At 52.5% G+C, this 25,052-nt stretch carries 19 protein-coding genes and 2 pseudogenes; 7 read left to right on the top strand and 14 right to left on the bottom strand.

What is annotated here, in order from left to right; translation table 11 throughout:
• The coding region (locus L5220_RS06815) for a transposase (RefSeq protein WP_499572543.1) at positions 1 to 154 on the top strand (154 nt) is incomplete at its 5' end.
• A 348-nt stretch (positions 155 to 502) separates the two neighbouring features.
• On the opposite strand, the gene L5220_RS06810 is transcribed toward L5220_RS06815, so the two are convergent.
• From L5220_RS06810 to cpdA, 4 genes are all read right to left on the bottom strand, one after another.
• The gene (locus tag L5220_RS06810; protein ID WP_499572541.1) at positions 503 to 1,354 is read right to left on the bottom strand and encodes a DNA-methyltransferase; all 852 of its coding nucleotides are present in this window, start codon (positions 1,352 to 1,354) and stop codon (positions 503 to 505) included.
• Positions 1,355 to 1,729: 375 nt separating this feature from the next.
• Positions 1,730 to 2,074, bottom strand: a complete 345-nt coding sequence (locus L5220_RS06805; RefSeq protein ID WP_099799098.1) for an ArsR/SmtB family transcription factor — start codon at positions 2,072 to 2,074, stop codon at positions 1,730 to 1,732.
• 83 nt (positions 2,075 to 2,157) lie between these two features.
• Positions 2,158 to 3,840 carry a B12-binding domain-containing radical SAM protein gene (locus L5220_RS06800; protein ID WP_499572538.1) on the bottom strand — a complete coding sequence of 561 codons (1,683 nt, stop codon included), beginning with the start codon at positions 3,838 to 3,840 and terminating at the stop codon, positions 2,158 to 2,160.
• A 64-nt stretch (positions 3,841 to 3,904) separates the two neighbouring features.
• A complete protein-coding gene (gene cpdA, locus L5220_RS06795) occupies positions 3,905 to 4,696 on the bottom strand; it encodes a 3',5'-cyclic-AMP phosphodiesterase (RefSeq protein WP_099799096.1) in 792 nt (263 codons plus the stop codon).
• 153 nt (positions 4,697 to 4,849) lie between these two features.
• Here cpdA and L5220_RS06790 point away from each other — a divergent pair, with 153 nt between their 5' ends.
• The 6 genes from L5220_RS06790 (at position 4,850) to L5220_RS06765 (ending at position 11,759) form a co-directional block, all read left to right on the top strand.
• Positions 4,850 to 5,893 carry a hypothetical protein gene (locus L5220_RS06790; RefSeq protein ID WP_499572536.1) on the top strand — a complete coding sequence of 348 codons (1,044 nt, stop codon included), beginning with the start codon at positions 4,850 to 4,852 and terminating at the stop codon, positions 5,891 to 5,893.
• A 71-nt stretch (positions 5,894 to 5,964) separates the two neighbouring features.
• Positions 5,965 to 6,912: a F0F1 ATP synthase subunit gamma gene (locus tag L5220_RS06785; protein WP_099799094.1), complete on the top strand. Its 948-nt coding sequence runs from the start codon at positions 5,965 to 5,967 to the stop codon at positions 6,910 to 6,912.
• A 50-nt stretch (positions 6,913 to 6,962) separates the two neighbouring features.
• Positions 6,963 to 8,003, top strand: coding sequence for a glycosyltransferase family 4 protein (locus L5220_RS06780; protein WP_448514365.1), 1,041 nt, complete (start codon positions 6,963 to 6,965; stop codon positions 8,001 to 8,003).
• Between the two features lie 92 nt (positions 8,004 to 8,095).
• Complete coding sequence (gene fabG, locus L5220_RS06775; protein ID WP_499572534.1) at positions 8,096 to 8,833, top strand: 3-oxoacyl-[acyl-carrier-protein] reductase; 738 nt, start codon at positions 8,096 to 8,098, stop codon at positions 8,831 to 8,833.
• A gap of 30 nt (positions 8,834 to 8,863) precedes the next feature.
• Complete coding sequence (locus tag L5220_RS06770; protein ID WP_499572532.1) at positions 8,864 to 11,599, top strand: valine--tRNA ligase; 2,736 nt, start codon at positions 8,864 to 8,866, stop codon at positions 11,597 to 11,599.
• Positions 11,586 to 11,759, top strand: a complete 174-nt coding sequence (locus L5220_RS06765) for a hypothetical protein (protein WP_499572530.1) — start codon at positions 11,586 to 11,588, stop codon at positions 11,757 to 11,759. Before L5220_RS06770 ends, L5220_RS06765 begins: the two co-directional genes overlap by 14 nt.
• Positions 11,760 to 11,979: 220 nt before the next feature.
• Here the strand turns inward: L5220_RS06765 and L5220_RS06760 are convergent, their stop codons facing one another.
• The 10 genes and pseudogenes from L5220_RS06760 to L5220_RS06715 all read right to left on the bottom strand — a co-directional run.
• The gene (locus L5220_RS06760; protein WP_499572528.1) at positions 11,980 to 12,924 is read right to left on the bottom strand and encodes a GDP-L-fucose synthase family protein; all 945 of its coding nucleotides are present in this window, start codon (positions 12,922 to 12,924) and stop codon (positions 11,980 to 11,982) included.
• A gap of 9 nt (positions 12,925 to 12,933) precedes the next feature.
• Positions 12,934 to 13,458: pseudogene (locus tag L5220_RS06755) on the bottom strand (GDP-mannose 4,6-dehydratase); the annotation flags it as partial.
• Between the two features lie 1,005 nt (positions 13,459 to 14,463).
• A pseudogene (locus L5220_RS06750) lies at positions 14,464 to 15,039 on the bottom strand (GDP-mannose 4,6-dehydratase); the annotation flags it as partial.
• Between the two features lie 35 nt (positions 15,040 to 15,074).
• Entirely contained in the window at positions 15,075 to 16,949 is a 1,875-nt protein-coding gene (locus tag L5220_RS06745) for a TolC family protein (protein WP_499572526.1), read from the bottom strand.
• A gap of 355 nt (positions 16,950 to 17,304) precedes the next feature.
• Positions 17,305 to 18,351 carry a chemotaxis-specific protein-glutamate methyltransferase CheB gene (cheB, locus tag L5220_RS06740; RefSeq protein WP_499572524.1) on the bottom strand — a complete coding sequence of 349 codons (1,047 nt, stop codon included), beginning with the start codon at positions 18,349 to 18,351 and terminating at the stop codon, positions 17,305 to 17,307.
• A gap of 47 nt (positions 18,352 to 18,398) precedes the next feature.
• Complete coding sequence (locus L5220_RS06735; protein ID WP_099799089.1) at positions 18,399 to 18,812, bottom strand: response regulator; 414 nt, start codon at positions 18,810 to 18,812, stop codon at positions 18,399 to 18,401.
• Entirely contained in the window at positions 18,799 to 21,075 is a 2,277-nt protein-coding gene (locus L5220_RS06730; RefSeq protein ID WP_499572522.1) for a hybrid sensor histidine kinase/response regulator, read from the bottom strand. The genes L5220_RS06735 and L5220_RS06730 overlap by 14 nt, the downstream gene beginning before the upstream one ends.
• A gap of 14 nt (positions 21,076 to 21,089) precedes the next feature.
• Positions 21,090 to 22,448 (bottom strand): methyl-accepting chemotaxis protein, encoded by a 1,359-nt coding sequence (locus L5220_RS06725; protein ID WP_499572520.1) that lies wholly within the window; start codon positions 22,446 to 22,448, stop codon positions 21,090 to 21,092.
• A gap of 289 nt (positions 22,449 to 22,737) precedes the next feature.
• A complete protein-coding gene (locus L5220_RS06720) occupies positions 22,738 to 23,871 on the bottom strand; it encodes a response regulator (RefSeq protein ID WP_499572518.1) in 1,134 nt (377 codons plus the stop codon).
• Between the two features lie 565 nt (positions 23,872 to 24,436).
• A partial coding sequence (locus tag L5220_RS06715; RefSeq protein ID WP_499572516.1) for a methyl-accepting chemotaxis protein occupies positions 24,437 to 25,052 on the bottom strand: 616 nt, incomplete at its 5' end.

Below are 25,052 nucleotides of genomic sequence, written 5' to 3'. Positions count from 1 at the left end.
AGTCACCGCCTATTTTGATAATCACACAAATAGTGGTGTTGTCGAAGGTATTAACAATAAATTGAAGCTGATCAAGCGGTCAGGTTATGGGTTCAGGAACTTTGACAATTTTCAGTTACGTTGCTTAATTTGCTGGCATTTAGCTATTGATTAAGCATAACTCGGACGATAGAGCCGAAAGTTCTTGATTCTTTTAGAGCCTGGGTACGAATTTGCCAGTGATGAAGCAAGACAAAGAATGGATTCTCACGGATACTGCAAGGATCTAAAGGGGATTTCCGATTCGCTCGGCTATGATGTGCTGGAACACAAATTATTTCCTCATACCTCGAATCCTCTGAATCCGACCACATTGACCATTATTCGGAAAGACAGTGATGTTGAATTGCCATCTAGCGTCCTCGCTTGCCCGCGCTTCAAAACACCAATAAGAGAAATCGGTGGTATGTTGTTTAGTCCAGAAGCACTTGTTGTCTATCCAGTACTTGGAGGTATTCCTTGTCTAAGGATTGAAAATGGTATTTTCGCAAGTAAGTACGAAGAAGTTATGAAAGCGGGCTAACAACGGGTTGCAGCCGACGTTTTCACAACCAATAAACTTCCGACCCAGTGACAAAGCGGCAACTCCAGTGGTGGCAGAACCCGCAAACGGATCAAAAACTAAATCACTAGGGTGGGTACTGGCGCGAAGACATCGGGAAACCAGAGCAACCGGCTTTTGGGTTGGGTGCTTGCCATAGACTTTTTCGGCTTTACCTAGAGCGGGCATTCGCCAGATATTTTTCATCTGCTTATCACCATTTTCAGCCTTCATCTCCTCATAATTAAAGGTATAACGCTCCTTTCTTTTACGTGCCTTAGTTGCCCACAGAATTAGTTCCGTTGAATGAGTAAAGCAGCGACATCCCAGATTCGGAGGTGGAGCCGGTTTTTCCCAAATAATGTCATTGAGAATGCGAAACCCAAGCTGCTGCATGGCAAATCCAACAGATGGATAGACGTGCAGAGTACCTGTGACCCATATGGTACCTCTGGGCTTGAGTAAACGATAGCAAGCAGCCAACCAAGCTTTATTAAACTCATGATCTAGCTCAACACCTTGACTGCGATCCCAATTGCCTTTATTCACTTTAACCATACGCCCAGTAACACAGGTAATCCCGTCATTTGAAAGGTTATAGGGGGGAGCAGTCCAGATACAGTCTACGCTCTCAGCAGGCAGCGAAGCCATGAGTTCCAAACTATCGCCGTGGTACAGGCAGGACAATCCATCACTAGACTTCCATACCACTTCTGGCTTGCTTGTCTTCACCACATCGTGGACGCTTTGTTCAAGTTGTACCTGTGCTGTCATTAGATTTACTTTAGATTTACTTTATGTAGCGCTTACATTTTTCTACATTATGTTTAGAGACAATGCTGAAAGCTATACGTTGCCTAACACTTCGTTGGTGCAGACGGAGCGGAAGCAGTTGGTGAGAGTTCGAGGTTGTCTGCCGCTGCCGCCCTCACCCTAGCCCTCTCCCAGAGGAGAGGGAACAAGACTCTTAGCTCCCTTCTCCTTGGGGAGACGGGTTGGGGATGAGGGAATTCATAGCCACATTCAGCAACACCGATATTACTTAGATTATGATCACAGAAATTACTGAAAGCGATCGCCACGTCTTAAAAAACCATATGAATAAAGATTTCATTACTGTGTCTGCGATTTTTTTTAGGAAAAGTTTTTTTAGGAAAAGTTATTCGCCCACTGGCTGACGGCTTGGGATTGCTCCTCAAGTCGCTGCCTTAAGCGTTGGCAGACCAGATCACACAAGGGAAAAATAGTTGGATCTGCAATTTCGTAATAGACAGTAACCCCTTGGGGGTGGCGACGCACCAAGCCTGCTTGAGCCAAGGTTTTCAAATGCTTAGACACATTGGCTTGGCCTAAGCCAGTATGCTGAATAATTTCTGAGACATTGCGTCGTCCCTGTTTTAGGGCGCACAACACTTGCAGGCGACTTGGCTCCGCCAGCACCTTGAAGTAGTCTGCCACATGCATCAATAACTCAGAAGAGGGAGATTCAATCATTGCATGTCGTGCAGCCCTATTGCTAACTCAATAGTAAACCCACAGCGTCCATTATATAGCTTACTTATATAACTAAGCAGTAATTAGCGGACTTTTACCGATAGTCCAGCCGTTTGTAGGGGGGCGGCTGCTGTTGCTGTTTTGCGTAGCCGCTGGGAATAGAACGAGGCTGCCTCATCACCTCGGGCGCATTCTTGGGCGAAATTAATCAGGTGATGTCCCACCACACCAACGTGGATGAGTTGTTCAATTTGCGCCTTCTTCAGGGCAGGCCAAGCCAGTTGCCAAAAGGTGTCTCGATAACTACTGCGAAGACCCACCTGCCAGAGGATATTTTTCATAATCCGCAGACCCCGGAGAATATTTTCGCGACTTAGCCGTGCTCGGCTATTGGGGACGGCAATGCGGTTGGGATAGGTGTGCTCCATCTGATAGGCAAACCGTTCGTAGAGAAATTTTGGTTCGTAGGCGGTGGTAATGGTGCGCCGCCACATCTCTACTACTTCTTCGTAGGGCATCAGGAATTCGACATTAGATTCACGATTTTCGTCATGGTTGAGGCGGCCTTCGGCTTCCAGTCGGCGCCACAGGGGGGTTCGCGGTAGGGCGTGGAGCAGGTTAATGGTGAGGGTGGGAATGTGGGAGGCACGAATGAAGTCAAGGATGCGATCGCCCGTTTCGGGGGTATCGGTATCAAACCCAATAATGATCCCTGAGACGACTTCCATGCCATAGCTATTCAGGGTTTGCACCGCCTGTAAAATCGGCATACTCAGGTTTTGGTCTTTGTGGATGGCGTGCAGCGCCTCTGGCTCCGGCGTTTCAATGCCACAGAACACTGTGCAGAAGTACGCCTCCCGCATCATCTCCAGTAGTTTGGGACTTTGGGCAATATTGAGGGTGGCTTCACAGGCAAATTGCAACGGATAGCCATTGGCTTTTTGCCAGTCAATGAGGTGGGGTAATAACTCAGTTACCGCGCGGCGATTGCCAATGAAGTTATCATCTACGAAATAAACGGCTCCCGGATTCCCCGACGCCAGCATGGTATCCAATTCTTTGAGAATTTGCTGGGGCGTTTTGAGGCGCGGATTACGGCCATAGAGTTCGGGAATGTCGCAGAACTCACAACGAAAGGGGCAGCCACTGGAAAACTGCACACTGCCAAGAAAATAGTTTGCCATCCGCACATGCTGATAAGCAGGTATGGGAAACTCACTGAGGGGGAGGCGAGCAGTGGTTTCAAAGATCAGTTGCTGCGGTGGTCGCTGAGAGCCATACTCGTCAAAGTAGGCAATCATTTTGTCGGTGGCATCGCCTAACTCCCCCAAATGCAAAATATCAACATCGGGGTAGTACTCAGGACAGCTAGACACCGATGGTCCTCCGAGTGCCGTGAGTTTACCGTGGCGGTGGGCAATTTCATTAATTTCGTTAATTTGGGCGCGTTGAATGTGCATCCCGCTAGTGATGACAACGTCTGCCCAAGCGTAATCAGCCTCTTTGGCCGGAGCCACATTCTCATCAATGAGGCGCACTTCCCACGACTCTGGCAAGTAGGCAGCCACCAGCAGAATCCCTTGGGGCGGCATAAAGGCACGGACGGTGCCCATGAGCGGGTAGGCGTGGTGAAAGGTGCCAAAGGAACGGCTGTAGCGAGGGAATACACAGAGAATACGGCGATGGTTGCGAGGAGTATAGGGGATGCGACCAGTGGTCATCTCCGGTACCAATTTGATCTCATCGGTGCTCCGACTTAGGTTCATGACCCAACACTCCTAACCTGCTTGTAATTAGGTATAGCCTACAAGGGCGATTGTCGCCTAGTTTTTAGTAGCCCTCAGAAGTAAAATCCAAGGTGAGTGGAATGGTCACGCGCTGGATTTGGGTTCTAACGGTGCCATCGGCCTCTAGCCAAAGTTGACGAAACCCAGGCCCGATGGGTTCAAGAGTAAATTTAGCCGCACGGGGTAAAAACTGAATACAGGTGGAGGGGCACCCGAGGTAGGTCACTCCTTGGCGCTCGGCCATAAAGGACTGGTGAATATGACCAAACAGCACTAGCTTGACCTGAGGATGACGGTCTAGGATGCCAAAGAGTGCCTCTGGGTTTTGCAGGCGGCTACTGTCTAGCCATGGTGCACCCGTGCGAAAGGGAGGGTGGTGCAGGGCAATGAAGGTGGGGCGATCGCTGCAGTTGCTTAACTGGTCGTCCAGCCAGTGTAGCGTCGTCTCACTTAAGGCACCGTGAACCTGACCCTCAACTTGAGAATTCAGCAGAATGCCTTGCCACGCCCCAAGGGACATGAGGCGATCGCCCCTGAGGGGCGGTTGCGCAAGGGCAGGGATCATGGCGGCAGGATCATCATGGTTCCCGGGAAGCCAATAGACCGGGCAGGGGAAGGTCTTCAAGGCGTTGGCAAGGTTTGTGTAGGTTTGGGTGCACGGCTCTTGCGCCAAGTCGCCGGTTAATAACAATGCATCCGGTGGGGGGAACTGGTGTTGGAGCGTATCTAAAATAGCGGCCAAGGAATCCGCGGTGCGTAACCCTAGCAGTGTGCCACTGCTGTTTGAAAATAAGTGCAAGTCTGATAATTGAATCAGGTATGCTGATTGACTCATACAATTTAAGTAACTCCAACAATGGTGAGGATCCCGAGCCAAAAAATTTCTTTTCAGACAGTTTGCTGCTTCTAGCCTAGAGAATAGTATCGGCGATCGCTATAGCTATAATTGGAAGAATTCTTAGCGCCTTATCAACTGAGGTGACAGACTATGCCAAGTCCCGAAAATCCTAGCAACCCACCCGATGATTTGTTAGAAACCATTATTACGGATTTGGGGGAACTGGCACGCACTGCGAGTCAACCTGAGGAGGTTGATTTAAGCTCCCTCGCTGCCGAATTAGAATCGCTGACCAGTTCAGCAGAGCAGCGGGCGATCGCCCAAAATGCTGACCTGCAAGAGCAAATTAGCCAACTGACCACTGAACTAACGACTCTCCAAACCGAGCGAGATCACCTCAACCGCGAACTCAGTGACCTACGAGCGAATTATCAAAGGGCTACCGCAGAGGTTCAGCGCCTGCAAGAGCAATTGGCCAGTCAGCAAGCTACACACGCAAGCGATCTATTGAAAGAACAAGTTGCGCGGTTAACGGCTGAAAAAACTGCTCTTGAGGGAATGCGCCAAAACTTGGAACAGGAGCTTGCTCAAGCCATCACGCAGCAAGAAGAGCTACAGCAGCAACTGCTAACGCTGCAAGACCAAGCGACGACTCTAGCAGAACTCAACGCCCAACTCACCTCACTGCAAACCGAAAAGGCTGCACTAGAGCAGCAACTACAGGACGCCTTAGCCGCCGCCCCCCCAGACTCCCTAGAAGAAACGGCGCTCCTCAGCGAACCCCACGATATTGGTCTGGCGCAGCAATTAGCACAGTTGACGCGGCAACTGACCCAAGTGGAAACAGAGCGCAATACCCTCAACGCAGAACTAGAGCAGATAAAGCTAGAGGCCGATGCACTGCGCCACGACAATGAGGCCTTGCGCGCTCAAGTCTCAACAGTTGTACCCACAGAATTAACCCTTGCCGCTCAGGAAAACCGCCATCTAAAACGGCAGTTGCGCCGACAGGGGCATGCACTTTGGCTAACGGGGATTGCAGCAACAGTTATTTCCGCCCTGAGTGTCAGCTTAACCTTACCGCAGCCGGTGGGGCGGGTTGTTCCTCCCTTAGCTGCCTTGGCTGTCCCGATTCTCACAGTGTTAGCGCGGGGACGCTCACCTGAGATAGCCCCGACGGAAACCCCCACCTAGGCGATCGCGGCGATCCCCCTCTAGGCTAAAATCTTAGGGCAGGGACGCTTTGCTTAGGAGTATAGATTACCGTGCCCAATCTCAAAGCTATTCGCGATCGCATCAAAACCATCAAAGATACCCGCAAAATTACCGAAGCCATGCGCCTCGTGGCGGCAGCAAAAGTGCGCCGTGCCCAAGAGCAGGTGATGGCGAGTCGTCCCTTTGCCGATCGCCTAGCTCAAGTGCTCTACGGGCTACAAACGCGGCTACGCTTTGAAGATGCCAACTTACCCCTACTGGCAAAACGTCCTGTAAAGACTGTGGCCTTGTTAGTTGTTACCGGCGATCGCGGCCTCTGTGGCGGTTACAACACCAACGTGATTCGTCGCGCCAAGGAGCGCACCGAAGAGTTAGAGGCAGAGGGAATTAAATACACCCTCGTGATCGTGGGTCGCAAGGCGGCTCAGTACTTCCAACGCCGTGACTATCCCATCGATGCGGTTTATTCTGGCCTCGAGCAAATCCCCTCTGCCAGCGAAGCAGGCCAAATTGCCAATGAGTTGCTCTCCCTCTTTTTGTCAGAAACCGTGGATCGGGTGGAGCTGATCTACACCAAGTTTGTCTCATTGATTAGCTCGAAGCCGGTGGTGCAAACGCTGCTCCCCCTTGATCCGCAAGGACTAGAGGCAGCCGATGATGAAATTTTCCGTCTGACCACCCGGGCCTCCCATCTGGAGGTGAACCGCGAGAAGGTCACTTCAAACCTGCCAGCACTGCCCCCAGACATGATTTTTGAGCAGGATCCCGTACAGATCCTAGATGCGCTCTTGCCCCTCTACCTGAGCAACCAATTGCTGCGGGCACTGCAAGAAGCCGCTGCCTCAGAGCTAGCCGCGCGGATGACGGCCATGAATAACGCCAGCGACAACGCCCAAACCCTCATTGGTACACTGACCCTGTCCTACAACAAAGCTCGCCAAGCGGCCATTACCCAAGAGATTCTCGAAGTGGTCGCCGGTGCTGAGGCACTGCGTTAAGGCGAGGGGGATTTCTGAAGCTCCTGTTTGCATCGACCTCTGTCGGGCCGTTGGGTACCGGTCAAGGGGGTGGGGTTGAACTCACCCTCCTCAATATGGTCTTGGCTTTGCAACCCCGCGGCTACGAGATTCAGATTCTTGCTCCCTGTGGATCGCGCCTGCCAGTACCCGCTGCCATTGAGGAGATTCCCGGTGCCCTACAGGTGCCTGCCCAGCATCAACGCCGAGACCAGCCGATTGTCATGCCCAGCAATAGTGTCCTAGCTAATCTGTGGGCACGGGTGCAGCAGCTACAGCAGGGGTACGATCTCATTGTTAATTTTGCCTACGATTGGCTGCCCTTTTATCTGACTCCATGGTTATCTCGACCGGTGGCACACTTGGTGAGTATGGCTTCGATTTCTGAGGTGATGGATCAGGCGATCGCCACTGTGATTGACCAGTATCCCGGCAGTATTGGGGTCTATACGCGCACCCAAGCAGCGACCTTTCCCTTTGGCGATCGCTGTGTATGCTTAGGCAGTGGCCTAGACTTAAGCCTCTACGAATTTTGCGCCGACCCCGACGATGTCCTGTGCTGGCTGGGGCGCATTGCCCCCGAAAAGGGGTTAGAAGATGCCGTGGCAGCGGCAAATGTGACCCGCACTCCCCTAAAAATTATGGGACAGATGCAGGATGTTGACTATTGGCAGCGAATTCAGGCTCAATATCCCGATGCCCCCATTGAATACCTTGGGTTTTTGCCCACCCAACAGATGCAGGCACACCTACGGCGGTGTAAAGCCTTGCTGCTCACCTCCCGCTGGGTCGAAGCCTTTGGCAATGTGGTCATTGAAAGTTTAGCCTGCGGCGTGCCCGTCATTGCCTACGATCGCGGGGGGCCCAGTGAAATTGTCCGCCATGGGCAAACGGGCTTTTTAGTGACCCCCGATTCAGTGCCCGACCTTATTAGTGCCCTTGGTCAAATTGAGCAGATTCGTCGCTCAGCGTGCCGCCAACAAGCGGAGCAAGAGTATAGCCTTAAGGCCTATGGGGATGTGGTCGAACGCTGGCTAAAGGATGTGTACTACCGCGATGCCCCTAAGGTGTAGGGCATATCATGATGGTATGATGAGCGGTGAAGCGAACCAATAGCGAACTAATGATGAGTGATGTCTCATCTGGTCATTAGGAGAATATAGGGTTGAGTGAAACAGCAGTTGCCATTGTTACTGGTGCATCCCGTGGGATTGGTCGGGCGATCGCCCTTGAGTTAGCTGGCCAAGGAGCAGCCGTCGTTGTTAATTATGCGCGATCGGCAGAGGCGGCGATGGAGGTCGTGCACACCATTCAAGGCCAAGGGGGACAGGCAACGGCGATCGCTGCGGATGTCTCTGTGGCTGAAGAGGTTGAAACCCTTGTCGCCAAAACCCTAGACACCTATGGCCGCATCGATGTGCTTGTTAACAATGCAGGCATTACCCGCGATACCCTGCTGCTGCGGATGAGCCTTGAGGACTGGCAAGCCGTGATTAACCTAAACCTGACGGGCGTATTTTTGTGCACCCGGGCGGTGAGTAAACTAATGCTCAAACAAAAACGGGGGCGAATCATTAATATTGCTTCGGTGGCAGGGCAAATGGGCAACCCCGGCCAAGCGAACTACAGTGCCGCCAAAGCAGGGGTGATTGGCTTCACCAAAACCGTTGCTAAAGAACTGGCCAGTCGGGGTATTACCGTCAATGCCGTTGCCCCCGGCTTTATTGCCACAGACATGACCGCAGGGCTGAAAGCCGATGAAATTCTTAAATTTATTCCCCTTGGTCGTTACGGTAACCCCGAAGAGGTTGCGGGCATGGTGCGGTTTTTAGCCCTTGATTCAGCAGCCTCCTACATTACCGGCCAAGTCTTTAATGTTGATGGTGGTATGGTGATGGCTTAGGCCATTGCCCGTTGAGTTGTACCCTAAGCCATGACAAACGCGATTACGCTCCCGAGTCAGTACGATCCACATCAGACTGAAGCCAAGTGGCAGCAACAATGGGAAAGCAGCGGCGCTTTCCATGCTGATCCACAGCACAGCGGTACCCCCTACTGTATTGTAATTCCGCCCCCGAACGTTACGGGCAGCCTGCACATGGGGCACGCCTTTGAACACGCCCTCATCGACGTTCTGGTTCGCTACCACCGGATGCGTGGCGACAATGTCCTGTGGCTGCCGGGTACCGATCACGCCAGCATTGCCGTCAGTGCGATTTTAGATCAGCAGCTACAGGCAGAGGGGACAACCCGCTTTGCCATTGGTCGGGATGCATACCTAAAGAAAGCATGGGAGTGGAAGACCACCTCCGGCAATACAATTGTTTCTCAACTACGGCGCCTAGGGCTGTCGGTGGACTGGTCGCGGGAACGGTTTACGATGGACGAGGGCTTATCCCGTGCGGTTTTAACGGCCTTTAACCGGCTTTACGAGGCGGGGCTTATCTACCGTGGCAAGTACCTAGTGAACTGGTGCCCCGCCAGTCAATCCGCTGTCTCGGATCTGGAAGTGGAAAACCGCGAGGTGCAAGGGCACCTATGGCATTTACGCTACCCCCTCTCTGATGAGTCAGGCTATTTAGAAGTGGCCACAACCCGCCCAGAAACCATGCTGGGGGATACCGCCGTAGCCGTCCATCCGGACGACGATCGCTATCGCCATTTAATTGGCAAAACCCTGCGCCTGCCGCTCATGAACCGCGACATTCCAATTATTGCGGATTCGCTGGTTGATCCTGCCTTTGGCACGGGGTGCGTCAAGGTGACCCCTGCCCATGACCCCAACGATTTTGCCATGGGACAACGCCATCAGTTGCCAATGATTAACCTCATGCACAAGGATGGCACCCTCAATGAGAATGCTGGTGAGTTTGCGGGGTTAGATCGCTTTGTGGCTCGCAAGACAGTCGTCGAGCGACTGAAAGCTGAGGGCTATTTAGTGAAGGTTGAAGATTATAAGCATACTGTTCCCTACAGCGATCGCGGCAAAGTGCCCATTGAACCCCTCCTCTCCACCCAGTGGTTTGTAAAAATCCGTCCCCTAGCCGACGCAACCCTCCACGCCCTCGATCAGGACAATTCACCACGGTTTATTCCGGAGCGATGGGCCAAAGTCTATCGGGACTGGCTTGTGAACTTACGGGACTGGTGTATTTCACGGCAACTCTGGTGGGGGCACCAAATCCCTGCGTGGTATGTCATTAGTGAAACCAACGGCGAGGTGCGCGACGACACCCCCTTTGTGGTAGCTATGGACGAGGCTGAGGCGCGCTCAAAAGCAGTGGCGCAGTTTGGTGAGGCTATCCAACTGCAACAGGATGAGGATGTCTTGGATACGTGGTTCTCGTCGGGGCTATGGCCATTTTCCACCCTAGGTTGGCCCGAGGATACGCCTGACTATCGCTGCTACTACCCCAATGCCACCTTAGTGACAGGGTTTGACATCATCTTCTTCTGGGTTGCCCGCATGACAATGATGGGGCAGTACTTTACAGGTGCCATTCCCTTCAGAGACGTGTATATTCACGGCTTGGTGCGGGATGAAAACAACAAAAAAATGTCTAAATCTGCCAACAATGGCATTAATCCCCTTATCCTGATTGAGAAGTACGGCACCGATGCCCTGCGCTATAGCCTTGTCAAGGAAGTGGTGGGGGCAGGTCAAGATATTCGCCTAGAGTACAACCGCAAAACCGATGAGTCGGCCACCGTCGAAGCCGCGCGTAACTTTGCCAACAAGCTGTGGAATGCGTCCCGCTTTGTCTTGATGAACTTGGAGGGGCAGTCCCCCGCCCAGTTAGGAACCCCAACACCTGCTGCCCTAACCCAAGGCGATCGCTGGATCTTAAGCCGTTATCACACCTGTATTCAGGCGACCACGCACCGAATTGACACCTACGGCCTAGGCGAAGCCGCTAAAGGGCTCTACGAGTTCATTTGGGGGGATTTCTGCGACTGGTATATTGAACTGGTCAAGCCTCGCTTGCAGGGAACTGATCCCCAGGCCAAGCGCACTGCTCAGCAGGTCTTAGCCACGGTGCTCGATGGTATCCTGCGCTTGTTGCACCCCTTTATGCCCCACATTACCGAAGAGATTTGGCATACCCTCCACCAAGTTGATGACTCTCAGTTGTTAGCGCAGCAAACCTATCCCCTTGCCGACCCCGCCCACATCAATGGAGACCTGGAAACTCAATTTGCGCTGGTGCTGGAGACAATCCGTACCATTCGTAATCTGCGGTCTGAAGCGGGGATTAAGCCCGGATTAATGATTACGGCGCTTATTGATGCCAGTGCCGATGATGCTGCCATACTGACGACGAGCGCAGCAGATATTTGCCATCTAGCACGCCTCGAGACCCTCACCATTGCCCCAGGCGTCCAAGCCCCGGCTCAAGTTTTTAGCGGCGTGGTGGGCAGCAGTGAAATTCTGATTCCCCTAGCTGGCGTGGTCGATCTGGAGGCACTCGTTACAAAACTCACCAAGGATCGCGATCGCCTCCAGCGAGAGATCGAATCCCTCAGTGCTCGGCTTAACAATCCTAAATTTCTGAATAAAGCGCAACCCGAGGTGGTGACTGCCGCCCAACAGCAGCTCGCCGCTGCCCAGCAACAATCAGCTATCCTTGAGCATCGTCTGCACGCCTTAGCCAACCATGAAAAAATCTAACTCACCGGATCAAGACCCCACAATTACCATTCCAGTCGCGGCGATGCAGGCAGCGGAAGAGGGACGGCTCATCGATGCCATCAAACTTACCCGAGAGCAGCTAGGGGTTGATCTCAAAACAGCCCGGCAAGCAGTTGAGGCTTATGTGAACAATGAGTAAACAAAAACAATGAGTAATTGAGGGCGTTGCTGAATAGACGTATGACTTTCGGGTTTGAGTCTGTTGCCGCCCTCACCCTAGCCCTCTCCCAGAGGAGAGGGAACAAGACTCTTAGCTCCCGTCTCCTTGGGGAGACGGGTTGGGGATGAGGGAATTCATAGCCACGCTCAGCAACACCTAGCTAAAGCAGGTACTGCTGCGCTAGCCTATCGCCTATCGCCTATCCTTGATGATGTAACGCACGGTACCAAGCAATGGTTTGCCGCAAGCCCTCTGCTAAAGAAACCTGAGCACGAAAGCCAAACGCTTGCTCTGCTTGAGACGTATCTAAACAACGGCGGGGTTGGCCATTGGGTTTATCGGTTTGCCAGTGAATCTCGCCGTTGAAATCCATCAGGTGGGCAATCATCATTACTAGGTCTTTAATCGTAATCTCTTCACCGGTGCCGAGGTTAATTGGATCAGGCTCGTTATAGGCTTGAGTGGCCATGACAATGCCCCGGGCAGCATCTTCCACGTAGAGAAATTCACGACTGGGGCTGCCGTCTCCCCACACCTCTATTGCGGTCTCCCCCCGCTGCTGGGCAGAATGAATCTTGTGAATCAATGCGGGAATGACGTGGGAACTGGCAGGGTCAAAGTTATCCCGTGGGCCATACAGATTAACCGGAAGCAGATAAATACCATTAAAGCCATATTGTTGCCGATAGGCTTGTAATTGCACCAACAGAGCTTTCTTAGCAATGCCGTAGGGGGCGTTGGTTTCTTCAGGGTAGCCATTCCACAGATCTCTTTCTTTGAAGGGCACCGGCGTGTATTTAGGGTAGGCGCAGATGGTGCCGATACAAACAAACTTTTCCACGCCAGCACGATAGGCACAATCAATGAGTTGCGCCCCCATCATGAGGTTGTCGTAAAAGAGTTCTGCCGGCTTGGCTTGATTCAGGCCAATCCCGCCCACATGGGCCGCAAGGTGAATCACAATTTGTTTGCCGTCCACTGCCTCTTTACAATCATCAAGGCGGCGCAGATCGTACTTCTGCCGACCGACGCAGGTAATCTTATCGCAGTCGGCACCCGCGCGGATGAGTTCGGCAGTAACTTGACGGCCTAAAAAACCAGTGCCACCCGTTACTAAAATATATTTTTCTGCTAGGCTCATCATGATTGACCGTTAATCTGCTTTGCTGATTGCTTGGCGGTTAGCCACCACATCCAACACGGTTTCCGAGGTGGATTGGGGCGCATCGGAACTGAGGCCAACGGCGTGGAGATCCGCCTGCACCATCAAGGCCACCAGTTCTGGAAAGGTCACCGATGGCTGCCACCCCAGCAGGGTCTTTGCTTTTGTGGGGTCACCTAGCAGCAAATCAACTTCGGTGGGCCGCAGATAGCGCGGGTCAAACTCGACGTAGTCTTGCCAGTTTAGCCCCACATGACCAAAGGCTAACTCTAAGAATTCACGGACGGAGTGGGTTTCGCCAGTGGCTACAACGTAATCATCGGGTTGGGGATGTTGCAGCATTAACCACATGGCACGCACATAGTCCTTGGCGTAACCCCAGTCTCGCTGGGCATCGAGGTTGCCAAGGTAGAGTTTGTCTTGCAAACCCGCCACAATCCGCGCCACTGCCCGGGTAATCTTGCGGGTCACAAAGGTTTCACCACGACGGGGGCTGTTATGGACAACGACACAACCGACMCCAGCCACAAAGCGTCCGGATTGCGTCGCCAGATCCACCACCCATTCATCATCTTCGATGGCAGCCGCGTCGATCTTACGAATCTCGGCAGCGGGCTGCTGCAAGTGCTGCCCCTTCTCCCCTAACGGCTGAGCCGTTGATAGGTTGAGCTGATAGTAGCTCCTGCCGTGCCGCTGCTCTAGGTAAACCGATGCCGTTCTGCCTTGGTGGGCGTACAACCAATATAAGCCTTGCGCCAGCAGGGGGCTATTTGTTCGGATACTTTCGCCATTCCCTGCCTTCAGGCCATCACCAGCATAGTAGCCACCCAAGAAAGCTGCTTGGATCTCTGGGTTGGCATTTAAGATGATGGGGGGGACGCGCTTCAAACCGTCATCCGAATATAACTGACTGCGCAGCCACTTCACTGTTGCTTGCCCTGAGCCGCTGAGATAGGTCTGACCGACGGGATGGCAGTCAAACCCTGAAGTGCCAGTTGAAAACCGGGCATTGCCCAGAAAGAGCCGCGACCACAGTTCGGCAATGCGCTGTTGCAGCTTTGGGTCATTATTCGTGAACTGAATAACTGTGCGATCGCCACTCGGAATGTAGCCATCAGCCGCCATCAGCCCTAAAAACTCGCCCATTTCCGGTGTAACCGCAGTCCACGCTAGCGTTGGCGGCATTGACTCCGCTAGCAGGAGGGTATCGCCGATCTGCAAACTGTCTGCGCGGCATTCGGTTTCATCAGACCGGATCAGGGTGTGGTGAGCTGTACAGGTAACAACACCACCCCGCCCATGGATCGCTAACAGTTTATGGTCAGGATCATCCTGCCGTCGTTTCGTTGCTGTGATAGCAACCACCGCTGTCCAATCCCTGCCATCCCAGACCTCAACCCCCACAAGGTCAAAGTGCTGAACGTTTGGCCCTTGGCGGCGCAAGGGAATTAATTCTCGCGGTGTGACTACATTGAGGGTGCCATTTATCCTAACAATCAGGGGGGTGTTGAGGGGAATGCATTCATGGTTGAACAAGATACCGTTACAGGCAAACAGGTTATAGGCTTCGCGGTAGTTCACGGTTTGCCAGTGGGCATACACTTTAGCACAGGCGTAGGGACTGCGGGGATAAAAGGGGGTTGTTTCCCGTTGGGGAACTTCCTGTACCAACCCAAACATTTCCGAGGAACCGGCTTGGTAGAAGCGCACTGCGTTGCCGGTGCGGTCTTGGTACTCGCGAATCGCCTCCAGAAGCCGTAGCGTCCCCATCGCCACGGTTTCCACTGTATATTGTGGTGCATCAAAGCTGACGCGCACGTGGGACTGGGCACCGAGGTTATAGATTTCATCGGGTTGACTCAGTTCAATAATGCGCCGTAGGGTGCCGCCATCGGTGAGATCACCGTAGTGCAGTCGCAACCGGGCTGTTTCTTGGTGGGGGTCAACGTAAATGTGATCAATGCGGTCGGTATTAAAGGTGGAGGTGCGGCGGATAACCCCATGGACTTCGTAGCCTTTTTCTAATAACAGTTCACTCAGGTAAGACCCGTCTTGGCCGGTAATGCCTGTAATTAATGCCCGTTTGCGATCGCCCATGCTGCCTTGTGGTACTGCGGTATATCCTTACCCTATTATTGCCCTTGGGCGGCGGGTGCCACAGTGGCGCTGCTCAGCCGCGTTTGCGCTGGATAGCCGACGGCACGCTTTAGAACCGCTAGGGAGCGATTGTAGTTCAAAATGGCCGCCAATAGGTTGCCTTGGGCTTGGGTCAAGTTTGTTTCGGCACTGGTGACTTCCTGCTGAGTGCCCACTCCCGCCTGAAAACGCAACCGCGCCAGTCGGAGGCCTTCTGTGGCTTGGGTAACCGCTGTGCGAGCGGTGGTGATGTTGGTTTCGTTGGCCTTCAGGTTAATGTAGGCTGCTTCCACCTCTAGGCGGATAATATCCTTTTGATTGGCGTACTGCGCTTCAGCAGTGGCGGCAAGGGCTTCTTGCCGGGCGGCGCTGGCACGGGCATTCCCACCATCAAATAAGGCCAGTTGCATTTGAATGCCCACCCCATAGCCAAAGCGCGGATCTAGGCTATCGGTGAGATGATCCAACATATTGCCACTGGCAAAAAGACTGACCTGTGGGCGAATGGCCGCAAGGGCAACTTGGCGATTTTTTAGGGCAATCTGGCGCTGGAGCAGCCGCTGCTCGAGTTCAACGCGATTGGCAAACGCAAGCAGAATGCTGTCCTCAACAGACAAAGGCCACTGGCCTTCGGGTTCCACCCTGTCGGCGATCGCCACATCGACGCTTTGGTTCACATTCAACCGTTGTGCCAACTGTCGCCGGGTCGTCACTTCTAAATTACGGGCTTGGCTGAGGTTTTGCTGGGCATTGGCAAGGCTGACCTCTGCCGTTAACACATCCAACAAGGTACCAATACCTGCTCGCTCAAAAGCAACCGCATCCCGTAGGGTCACTTGGGCGTTGGCCACTGCTGCTTCGGCAATTTGCACCTGTACCTTCGCTTGCTGTGCCAAATAGTAGTCCGTGCTCACGTCCAAGAGCAGTTGATCCAGTTGTCGCTGCACTTCTAACTCACTAAAGCGGACTTGATCCCGGGCAGCCTGAATCGATGCTGCCCGGCCGCCAGAGGTAAAGAGTGTATAGTTCATGACTAAGGCAGCGTTGGAGGTTGCACCTGCGGTCGCGCCAAATAAATTGGTAAAAAAGTTGGTGGAGTTGAGTTGGTTAACGGGGGCAAGCGTAACCGGCGTAAAGGAAGAGGGAGTCGCCGCTTGAGTGGCACTGTTCTGCAGTTGTTGCAGTTGTTGCTGCAACTCAAGGTTTTGTTGATCGGCAAAAGTAGTGAGTTGCGAACCTTGAAAGCGTTGCTGTAGGCGCTGCACTTGGTTGGCTAAGATACGGCTGGCCTCTAGTTGCTGACCCGTAAGCTGTTGCAGTCCTTGTTGTTGCTGCTGCTGTTGCAGGGATAGCTGCTGCTGAACATTAAGAGGTAAGTAGGCGGGCTGGCCGCTAGGGCGAGTGGCTTGCCCCACGCTCGCTTGGAAAGAAAAGGTGGGATAAAGCTGGCCAAGGGCTTGATTGAGTTGTGCCCGCGCCCGTTGGAGTTGCAGCTCACTAATTTGCAACCCCAAGTTATTGCGAATAGCCACCTCAAGAGCTTGATCAAGGGTCAGGGGTTGTGTCAGATCAATGGTCACATCGGTAGGTAAGGCCAGCGCATCTGGAGTGGGGTTCAGCGGCATTAATGCTGGTTGACTCACCACCGCTGCCGGTGCTTGGGCAACGCTTGGCTCAGGTGCGGGGTCAGCGATGCTTGCTGGGGTAACTGCCACCTCAGCCGCTACAGACATCGCAGCCACCTGATCAGCACTCATTACCTCAGCGTGCGCTGGGGTTAAGCTAATAAGCATCCTCCCAAAGGCGATTGGGGCGATCGCCACCACCCGAGCTGCCAATCGTCGTTTCAGGGCAAACGCAAAATAGTTCATGATCTGCACTTAGACGCACAGCCAGTTCATTGGGGTTAAACCGCGGTGTAGTCTAAGGACAGGAAGAGGTTGCCAGCAGACACCCATTGATTCACTCCCACATCACACAGCTATTCTGCAAAACTCTAACATGATCCTGCGAATTCCGTCTCTTGACCTGCTTTAAGCGATGGTGGGTGTTGCTGAATGTAGCTATGAATTCCCTCATCCCCCACCCGTCTCCCCAAGGAGACGGGCGCTAAGAGTCTTGTTCCCTCTCCTCTGGGAGAGGGCTAGGGTGAGGGCGGTAAAAGACTCAAACCCGAAAGTCATACGTCTATTCAGCAACGCCGGATATGGTGTAATAGCTACCCACTCATTGATCTTGGGTAACCGCTACCAATTCCGCCAAAACTGTCCCTATCCGTTCAATGGGTAGTATATATCTGACAGCGCCAAGGGCGATCGCCTCTTTTGGCATCCCAAAAATGATGCTCGTGGCTTCGTCTTGGGCAATTGTGATACCCCCCMCTCTAGAGATGGCCTGCATTCCTGCTGCGCCATCATCCCCCATCCCCGTTAACAGCACCCCAATCGCTGCTTCACCATAAAACGCTGCGAGAGAGCGGAGCATCACATTGACGGATGGGCAATGGCGTTCACCCTCGACAGGGGGACTGAGGCTCAACTTACCGCGGCGATCCACTTCTAAGTTCCAGCTATCGGGAGCAAAATAGACAACCCCCGGCTGGGGCGTATCGCCAGCATTGGCAATGGTGACTCGCAGCCTCGTTTCTCGTGCCAACCAAGCCACCAAGCCACTCAAAAACCCAACACTAATGTGCTGAGTACATACAATGGGCACGGGAAAACTGGCGGGAAGATCTTGCAAGATTTTAGCAATGGCTTGGGGCCCCCCTGTTGAGGCGCCAATTCCAACAATGGCCGCTTGCTTGGCGGTAACGGTGGCCTGAAGGTAGGCAGGTGCCCCTGCACTCACGGTAGGGCGCGGCTGTAAGGGGCGGGTAAACACCTTGACCCCTGCTAGGACCCGGATTTTATTGATCAGTTCATTGCGGTCGTAGTCTGCCATTAAGCCACTACTTGGTTTTGGGAAGACATCTGTGGCTCCCGCTTGCAGCAGTTCAAACGCCGTTTGGGTCTCACGCACGGCAACGCTAATGACCAACACAGGACGAGGCGCACGAGCCATCAGTTGGCGGGTAAACTCTCGCCCATCCATCTCTTTCATATAGAGATCGGTGCAGACAACATCAGGTTGGCACTCCGGAATTTGCAGCAGTGCCTCTCTGCCGGTGACCGCAGTTCCCACCACAACGATATCTGGGGCAGTCTGCAAGAGTTGCTTGAGAATACTCAGGGCAATGGGGGAATCTTCTACCAAAAAAACACGGATGGGCATTCAAGGCTATCCAGAAACCTTGCTGATAGGATAGCGCGAACTCTTGCCTAGGGAGTCTTTTTGCTGGCCAGAACACGAATTTTGGTGACTAGGGTATGTTTCAAGCGCTCGTAATCTGTCGCAGAGCCTGTCGTGGGCTTCGGGAAGAAGTCTAGGGCGCCCGCTTGCATCAGGTTATAGATATTGTCCACATCCGTCGGCTGTACGGCATTACTAATCACTAGCACTGGCCGGGGAAAGCGTTTCATCACTTCTTTAGTAAACTCCAGCCCATCCATGCCGGGCATTTGTAAATCGGTACAGATGACATCCGGCTGAGTGCGCTCAATGATTTCTAGGCCAGAGGCTCCATCTAAGGCTGTTCCGACCACCTCCACTTCCTCGGAGGAGTTAATCAATCGCTGTAGAATCTCGAGGGCAACGACTGAGTCTTCAATTAAAACCACTTTAATTTTGCTCATGAATTAGCTCCTTCAGGGTATCGAGTAGCAGGGTTTGGTCAAAGTTTCCTTTGGTGAGGTAAGCGTTGGCACCGGCAGCAAGGGCACGTTGGCGATCGCTGGCAGCGGCTAAGGTGGTCACCAGCACAATGGGTAACCGTTGATACTCTGGTAGTTGCCGAATGCGTTGGGTCATTTCAATGCCACTTTGCTGGGGCATTTCAACGTCAGAGACGATGGCATCGAAGGTGCCAGTGCGCAACTGTTGAAATCCATCGGCTCCGTCCACGGCGGTGGTGACCTCGTACCCTGAGCGCTCTAAAATTCGCCGCAGTTGGGTGCGGATGGGGAGGGAATCTTCCACCAGTAAGATCCGTGGCTTTGCGGGCGGCTTCAAGACAGTGCTGGGCTGGGGGCGATCGCCCCCGGTTGCGGTCACTAGTGCACTAGGCTTTAGCAGATGGCAAATGTCTCCCGTTTCCAGAACAGTGACCCCTAACAGATGGGGAATGCCGCTGAGTAAGGGATGATGGGGTTTTAACTGTACTTTTTGGAAGTTCACAATCTCATCCACAATCAGCCCGCGATAGCGATCGCCATGGCGCAGAATTATACAGGGATACCGCGGTTGGTGACGGATCCCCCCCTCTTGATTGAGAATATCTGCTAACCAACTGATGCTGACCGGCTGCTGCTCCCACAGTAGGGTTGGCTCTGCTCCCCCTAAGATTAATTCCTCGTGGCGCAACAGCAGCGTGGTGGCGATCGCCTCAACCGGCAAACCATAGACGTAATCGTGCAGGCGCACCGTGAGGATCGAGACAGTGGCTCGATTGGCACGCAGTGTAATTTGAAAACAGCACCCCTTCCCCGCGGTCGAGATCACATTAATCGTGCCATTGAGCTCCTCGACGTTAGCCCGCACCACATCTAATCCCACCCCTCGCCCTGAGAGGCTACTGACCTGGGTACGGGTTGAAAATCCGGGGGCAAAAATCAGGGCTTCGACCTGAGACCGACTCATTGCTGCCAAGGCGTCGGCACTATACAACCCCCGCTGGAGTGCCGTTTGTTTAATTGCGTCATGATCTAAGCCACGACCATCATCCATCACCTCAATCACCACTTCATTCCCGTTAGTGCGTCCCCGCACCGTGAGAGTGCCTTGGGGAGGCTTACCCTGTTGCTGTCGCTCTTGGGGCAGCTCAATCCCATGGTCTAAGGCATTGCGCACCAAGTGGGTTAAGGGGGCTTGCATGCCTTCGAGAATGCGGCGATCAACCGTGACCTCCGCGCCTTCAATCACCAGTTGTACTTCTTTCTTTTGCTCCTTGGCAATATCTCGCACCGCCCGCGGCAGCAAGTTAAAGATGGTACCTAAGGGCAAAAATTGCAAATTTTGAATCTCATTCTCAAGGCCATTGACCACCGCTGTAAGGTGGGCATCATCAACACCTGCGCGTGCCTGTAATTGCTGTAGCGATCGCCCAAGGGAGTCGAGTTGCTGCCGTAGGTGATCGTAGTGCTGCCGCAGGGTCAACAATTCTGGATGGGGCTGAAGTAAGCGCTGGCTAGCAAGAAGGTGAACCTGCGCCTGCTCCCAGTACGCCAGTCCCTCGACAATGAGTTCCTGCTGCCGAGCAATGCGCTGTTGGGTCACTGTTAAATCACCGATGGCGGTCATGAGGCTATCCAACGTGCTGCTGGCCACCCGTACACTCTCAATGCGATAGTGATCCTGCCCAGTCACCGTGGCTGTCAGTGCTGTGGTTCCCTCGTCTTGGGACGATATTTCAGAGGAGTCCTCAAGGAAGAGGCTTGAGGAGGGGGCACTCATCAACGCATCTAAGTCATCGACTTCCGCTTCAGCAGGCTTTGGGGGATCAGGAGCCGGGGATGCGCCCTCTAGAAATTGCAACAGCTCGGCAGCCACATGAAAGGAACTGACATTGGCTGGCTCACCGGTTACGGCTTCATGGGCAATTTTCTTGACGGCATCTAGGGCACGGTATAGCCCCTCAAACAGGTGTGGCGACGGAACAAGGCGATTCTGCCGCCAGTGACTGAGAATCTCTTCAATATGGTGAATGATGGCTTCGGCCTCCGTCACCCCGAGCATCCGTGAGTCTCCCTTGAGGGAGTGGGCTTCCCGCAGAAGTTGGTCTAGGGGCGAGCGGTCTTGGGGGTTGGTTTCCAGAGCCAACAGCCCCGCCTCAAGCGCGTGCAGGTGCTCTGAGCTGGCAACCTGATACAGAGAGCGCAATTCATCATCTTCAATATACATAGGCTTATATAGGCTTATAGCAAGTTTTGCAATGTCTCAGCGGCTTCGACTAACTGCTGGGTAGCAGTCTTAATTTGCGATACACTCGTGGAGGTTTCCTGGGCACCTAAATTAATGGCATTCATGGCAGAAATAGCCTGCTGTACCCCCACTGCCTGCTGCTTGGAACTGAGGGCAATCTGCTGGCTGTTGAGGTGGACAGCATCAATAGCGTTGGCGATCGTGGCAAAGGTCTCGGACGTGCTATGGGCTAGCTTGGCACACTCGTTGGTGGCTTTCATCCCTTCATCGGTCACCATCACGGTACCATTCATCGCTGCTTGCACTTCGCGAATGAGGGTAGTAATTTTCTCTGCCGATTTCTTGCTTTGGTCAGCCAGTTTACGCACTTCCTGTGCCACCACGGAAAACCCTTTGCCATGCTCCCCCGCCCGGGCTGCCTCCACGGCGGCATTCAGGGCAAGGATATTGGTTTGGTTGGCAATATCGGCAACAAGTTCGGAAATGGCAGTCACCTGAGTGGTTTGCTCACTTAATTGCATAATTTTTTCGGCGATCGCCATGACATTGCCTTTGAGGGTGTCAATGCCTTCAACGGTGTGGTGCACCGTATCTTTACCGTAGGTGGCTAGCTCCATGGCTTGCTTAGCACCAGCGGCGGAAGCTTCGGCTTGCTCTGCGGACTGACGGGAGGAGGCGCCTAATTCTTCCATGGTGGTAGTTGTTTGGTTCACGGAAGCAGCTTGTTGGGCAATCACTTTTTCTTGCTCTGCAAGGGCAGCAGCCGTTTCATTGGAAGAGGTGACCACTTGAGTGGAAATCTGCAACAGCGATTTAATAACACGCTGAATGACTATAGCAACAGAAATTATCAATATCATTTCTAGGCAAAAAATAACGGCTTGAATAATTCGACCATTGCGCTCAACTGCTGCGACAGATGCTTCTGTTTGCTTAACTGCCTCATCGACCAGCTTAAAAAATCCTTCACTGTTTTCAGCAAGCTGTGTCACATCAATAAATGGTCCCTGTATTTGCTCTTTAAGCTCTGGCCACGCAGACTGTACCTTTAGCATCAGGTCGCGTAGCTTAGGATCTCGTGCCGCTGGAATCCCCATTCTAGGGTCACCATTGATTAGGGCATTGATCCGTTCATCATTGATACTCGTTTCTTTATTAATCATCTCAATATCGCTTGCGGTAAGGCGTAGGTTGAGAACGCGCTGACCTGACTCCCGTACTCTATGGGCTTCATTGGAAATCAGGTAAGCTTGACGGCTTTGCTGCGAAATGTAGAACTCTAAACCTAAACCAATCAACGCTGTAGAGGCAATGAAACCAATCAGGGCGTAAAGTTGATAGCGAATACGCATGAATCTTCCTCGCAATTATGATGGTATGGAACTCTGACAAATGATAAATTAATGTTGCCTAAGCGGCTGCTAAGGATGGCATCATTTTACTGAGTACCTGATTCAGGTTTAATAATTTAATTACATGACTTCCTTGAATAATTGAGCCAACGTGGATCAATAATGTCAACAGGCGCTTCCGGTATCGTCGCCAATTCCGGCAAATTGATCAGTTCTTCCACCACTGGTAAAGGCAGGACACAGCTCAGCCCCTGCGATCGCAACTTTAGGTAGTCCATAGCAGCCAGTACTAGATAAATTTCTCAATCGTACTTAACAGGACGTCGCGATCCACGGGTTTGGTAAGGTAGTAATTTGTGCCTGCCATATGTCCTTTGGCGCGATCAATTAAGCCATCCTTGGCCGTCAGCATGATCACTGGAATCTCCTTAAATTTTTCAATTTTGCGGATGGTGCGGCAAAACTCAAAGCCATCAATTTCCGGCATCGTTACATCTAAAAGAATTAAAGAGACGTTCCGGTTATTTAACAGCGACAGAGCATCAATGGCACTGGTGGCGCTAATCACTTCGTAGCGATCGCCCAAGGCACGACGAATCATGGCGTGGACAATAGGACTATCGTCCACGCTTAAAACAATGGGCAAGCCCACGGGACTATCATCATTGGCCACAAAACCAATCAAGCCATCATTGACCCAACGCAGATAAAGGGAGGCCAAGGCAAGGGAATCTTTATACAGCGCCTCAGCAATATCGGCAATGGTATTTTCACCATTCACCCATGTTTGTAAGTGTTGAGCCGTTGCCTCATGGTGAATAGTTGCCAATGCCCCCTCATGGAGACGCGGAATTGCTTCAAAAGAAGGAATTGCTGGATACAACTGCTGCCATAGGCTTTTACGACTGTCAATGCGCTCCAACAGAGTACTGGGGTCAATGCCATGGGGAAGGTCGCCGTAGCTGAGATCCCACTCAGGGTTAGGCTGAGATTCAATCGTACAGGTATGGGGAGCAAGGCGCTCTAAGATAACGACTAATCGCTCTGTAATCGCTTTTTCAATATCCTCCCAACTCAAGGCTCGCGTGTTGACAACGGCTTCAAGGATGGCGCGATAGGAGTAATTAGCAGTACGACTTTGGGCATACTGCATCAGGGTATCCATAAACCCCACCTTAAGCATCCTGCCGAGCAGCCGCAATAACTCTTCTGGTGTCGGCAGATTTTTGGCGGCCATAGTTAAGTTGCCGTGGTAAACGCTAAGGTCATAGGCTAAGTGTCGCCCAGTGTATGGGATATGAGCAGCGACCCGCACAATACCCGTGAACTGTCGAGTCCTCAGCATCTGCAGCATCTGTGGGAGCGGCATAACCGCCTCTAGGGTAGAGGCTGATGGATAGCGAGTATTCTCAAAGGCCTGCATGATCATTCCCCCTTCTAAGGTCTGAGCAATCAAAGGACTAAACAGTCACCTTGATGTTAGAATTAAGCTTGTTGACTACGCACCTTAAGTGTTATAATTTCGGCTTGCGCTTAACGCTGCTCCATTGCTTACGCTTATCCTATAGCAGTGCCATTCAATGCAATGTATTAATAACTACAATCAATGCAATGTATTAATAACTACAATCAATAGGGTGTAATCACTAAACAATAATTAAGCAATTATGAAAGACATAAATTAAAATGCACAGCGGTGCTATTCTACCACGCATTTACTATTCTGCAAGTCATGCAAGGAATGTAGTCGTAATTTGTTTAAGGTACTGTTGGAGCATGGCCACAGTAATACCTTGATCAGAAGAAATTTTTTCATCTGGCGGGCAGTTCTGCAAGAGGATGTGAGCGGTTGTTAGGGACGGCGATCAAGTAAAGCTCCTTGTGGCTGAATTTGCAAGAGGAGGTCGCCTGAGGAAGTCAAGTTGCTGTCGCAGGTGCTTTATGCCAGTCCCTACTTTCAGAAGAATTGTCAATAGAAAGAAATAGGTTTATAGCGAGTTTTGTAATGTCTCAGCGGCTTCGACTAACTGCTGGGTAGCAGTCTTAATTTGGGAGAGGCTGGTCGAAGTTTCCTGAGCGCCTAAATTAATGGCATTCATGGCAGAAATAGCCTGCTGTACCCCCACTGCCTGCTGCTTGGAACTGAGGGCAATCTGCTGGCTGTTGAGGTGGACAGCATCAATAGCGTTGGCGATCGTGGCAAAGGTCTCGGACGTGCTATGGGCTAGCTTGGCACACTCGTTGGTGGCTTTCATCCCTTCATCGGTCACCATCACGGTACCATTCATCGCCGCTTGCACTTCGCGAATGAGGGTAGTAATTTTCTCTGCCGATTTCTTGCTTTGGTCAGCCAGTTTACGCACTTCCTGTGCCACCACGGAAAAGCCTTTGCCATGCTCCCCCGCCCGGGCTGCCTCCACGGCGGCATTCAGGGCAAGGATATTGGTTTGGTTGGCAATATCGGCAACAAGTTCGGAAATGGCAGTCACCTGAGTGGTTTGCTCACTTAATTGCATAATTTTTTCGGCGATCGCCATGACATTGCCTTTGAGGGTGTCAATGGCTTCAACGGTGTGGTGCACCGTATCTTTACCGTAGGTGGCT

It is taken from the genome of Synechococcus sp. PCC 6716 (assembly GCF_022570815.1).
Taxonomy (GTDB): Bacteria; Cyanobacteriota; Cyanobacteriia; order Thermosynechococcales; family Thermosynechococcaceae; genus Thermosynechococcus; species Thermosynechococcus lividus.
Note: the sequence above shows the minus strand (reverse complement) of the source record. Positions and strands in the feature narration are given on the sequence as shown.

Bases quoted from the DNA above. Each gene is read 5' to 3' on its own strand.
- L5220_RS06810 (WP_499572541.1), bottom strand. From the start codon at position 1,354: ATGACAGCACAGGTACAACTTGAACAAAGCGTCCACGATGTGGTGAAG.
- L5220_RS06805 (WP_099799098.1), bottom strand. From the start codon at position 2,074: ATGATTGAATCTCCCTCTTCTGAGTTATTGATGCATGTGGCAGACTAC.
- L5220_RS06800 (WP_499572538.1), bottom strand. From the start codon at position 3,840: ATGAACCTAAGTCGGAGCACCGATGAGATCAAATTGGTACCGGAGATG.
- cpdA (WP_099799096.1), bottom strand. From the start codon at position 4,696: ATGAGTCAATCAGCATACCTGATTCAATTATCAGACTTGCACTTATTT.
- L5220_RS06790 (WP_499572536.1), top strand. From the start codon at position 4,850: ATGCCAAGTCCCGAAAATCCTAGCAACCCACCCGATGATTTGTTAGAA.
- L5220_RS06770 (WP_499572532.1), top strand. From the start codon at position 8,864: ATGACAAACGCGATTACGCTCCCGAGTCAGTACGATCCACATCAGACT.
- L5220_RS06765 (WP_499572530.1), top strand. From the start codon at position 11,586: ATGAAAAAATCTAACTCACCGGATCAAGACCCCACAATTACCATTCCA.
- L5220_RS06760 (WP_499572528.1), bottom strand. From the start codon at position 12,924: ATGATGAGCCTAGCAGAAAAATATATTTTAGTAACGGGTGGCACTGGT.
- L5220_RS06745 (WP_499572526.1), bottom strand. From the start codon at position 16,949: ATGAACTATTTTGCGTTTGCCCTGAAACGACGATTGGCAGCTCGGGTG.
- L5220_RS06735 (WP_099799089.1), bottom strand. From the start codon at position 18,812: ATGAGCAAAATTAAAGTGGTTTTAATTGAAGACTCAGTCGTTGCCCTC.
- L5220_RS06730 (WP_499572522.1), bottom strand. From the start codon at position 21,075: ATGTATATTGAAGATGATGAATTGCGCTCTCTGTATCAGGTTGCCAGC.
- L5220_RS06725 (WP_499572520.1), bottom strand. From the start codon at position 22,448: ATGCGTATTCGCTATCAACTTTACGCCCTGATTGGTTTCATTGCCTCT.
- L5220_RS06720 (WP_499572518.1), bottom strand. From the start codon at position 23,871: ATGCAGGCCTTTGAGAATACTCGCTATCCATCAGCCTCTACCCTAGAG.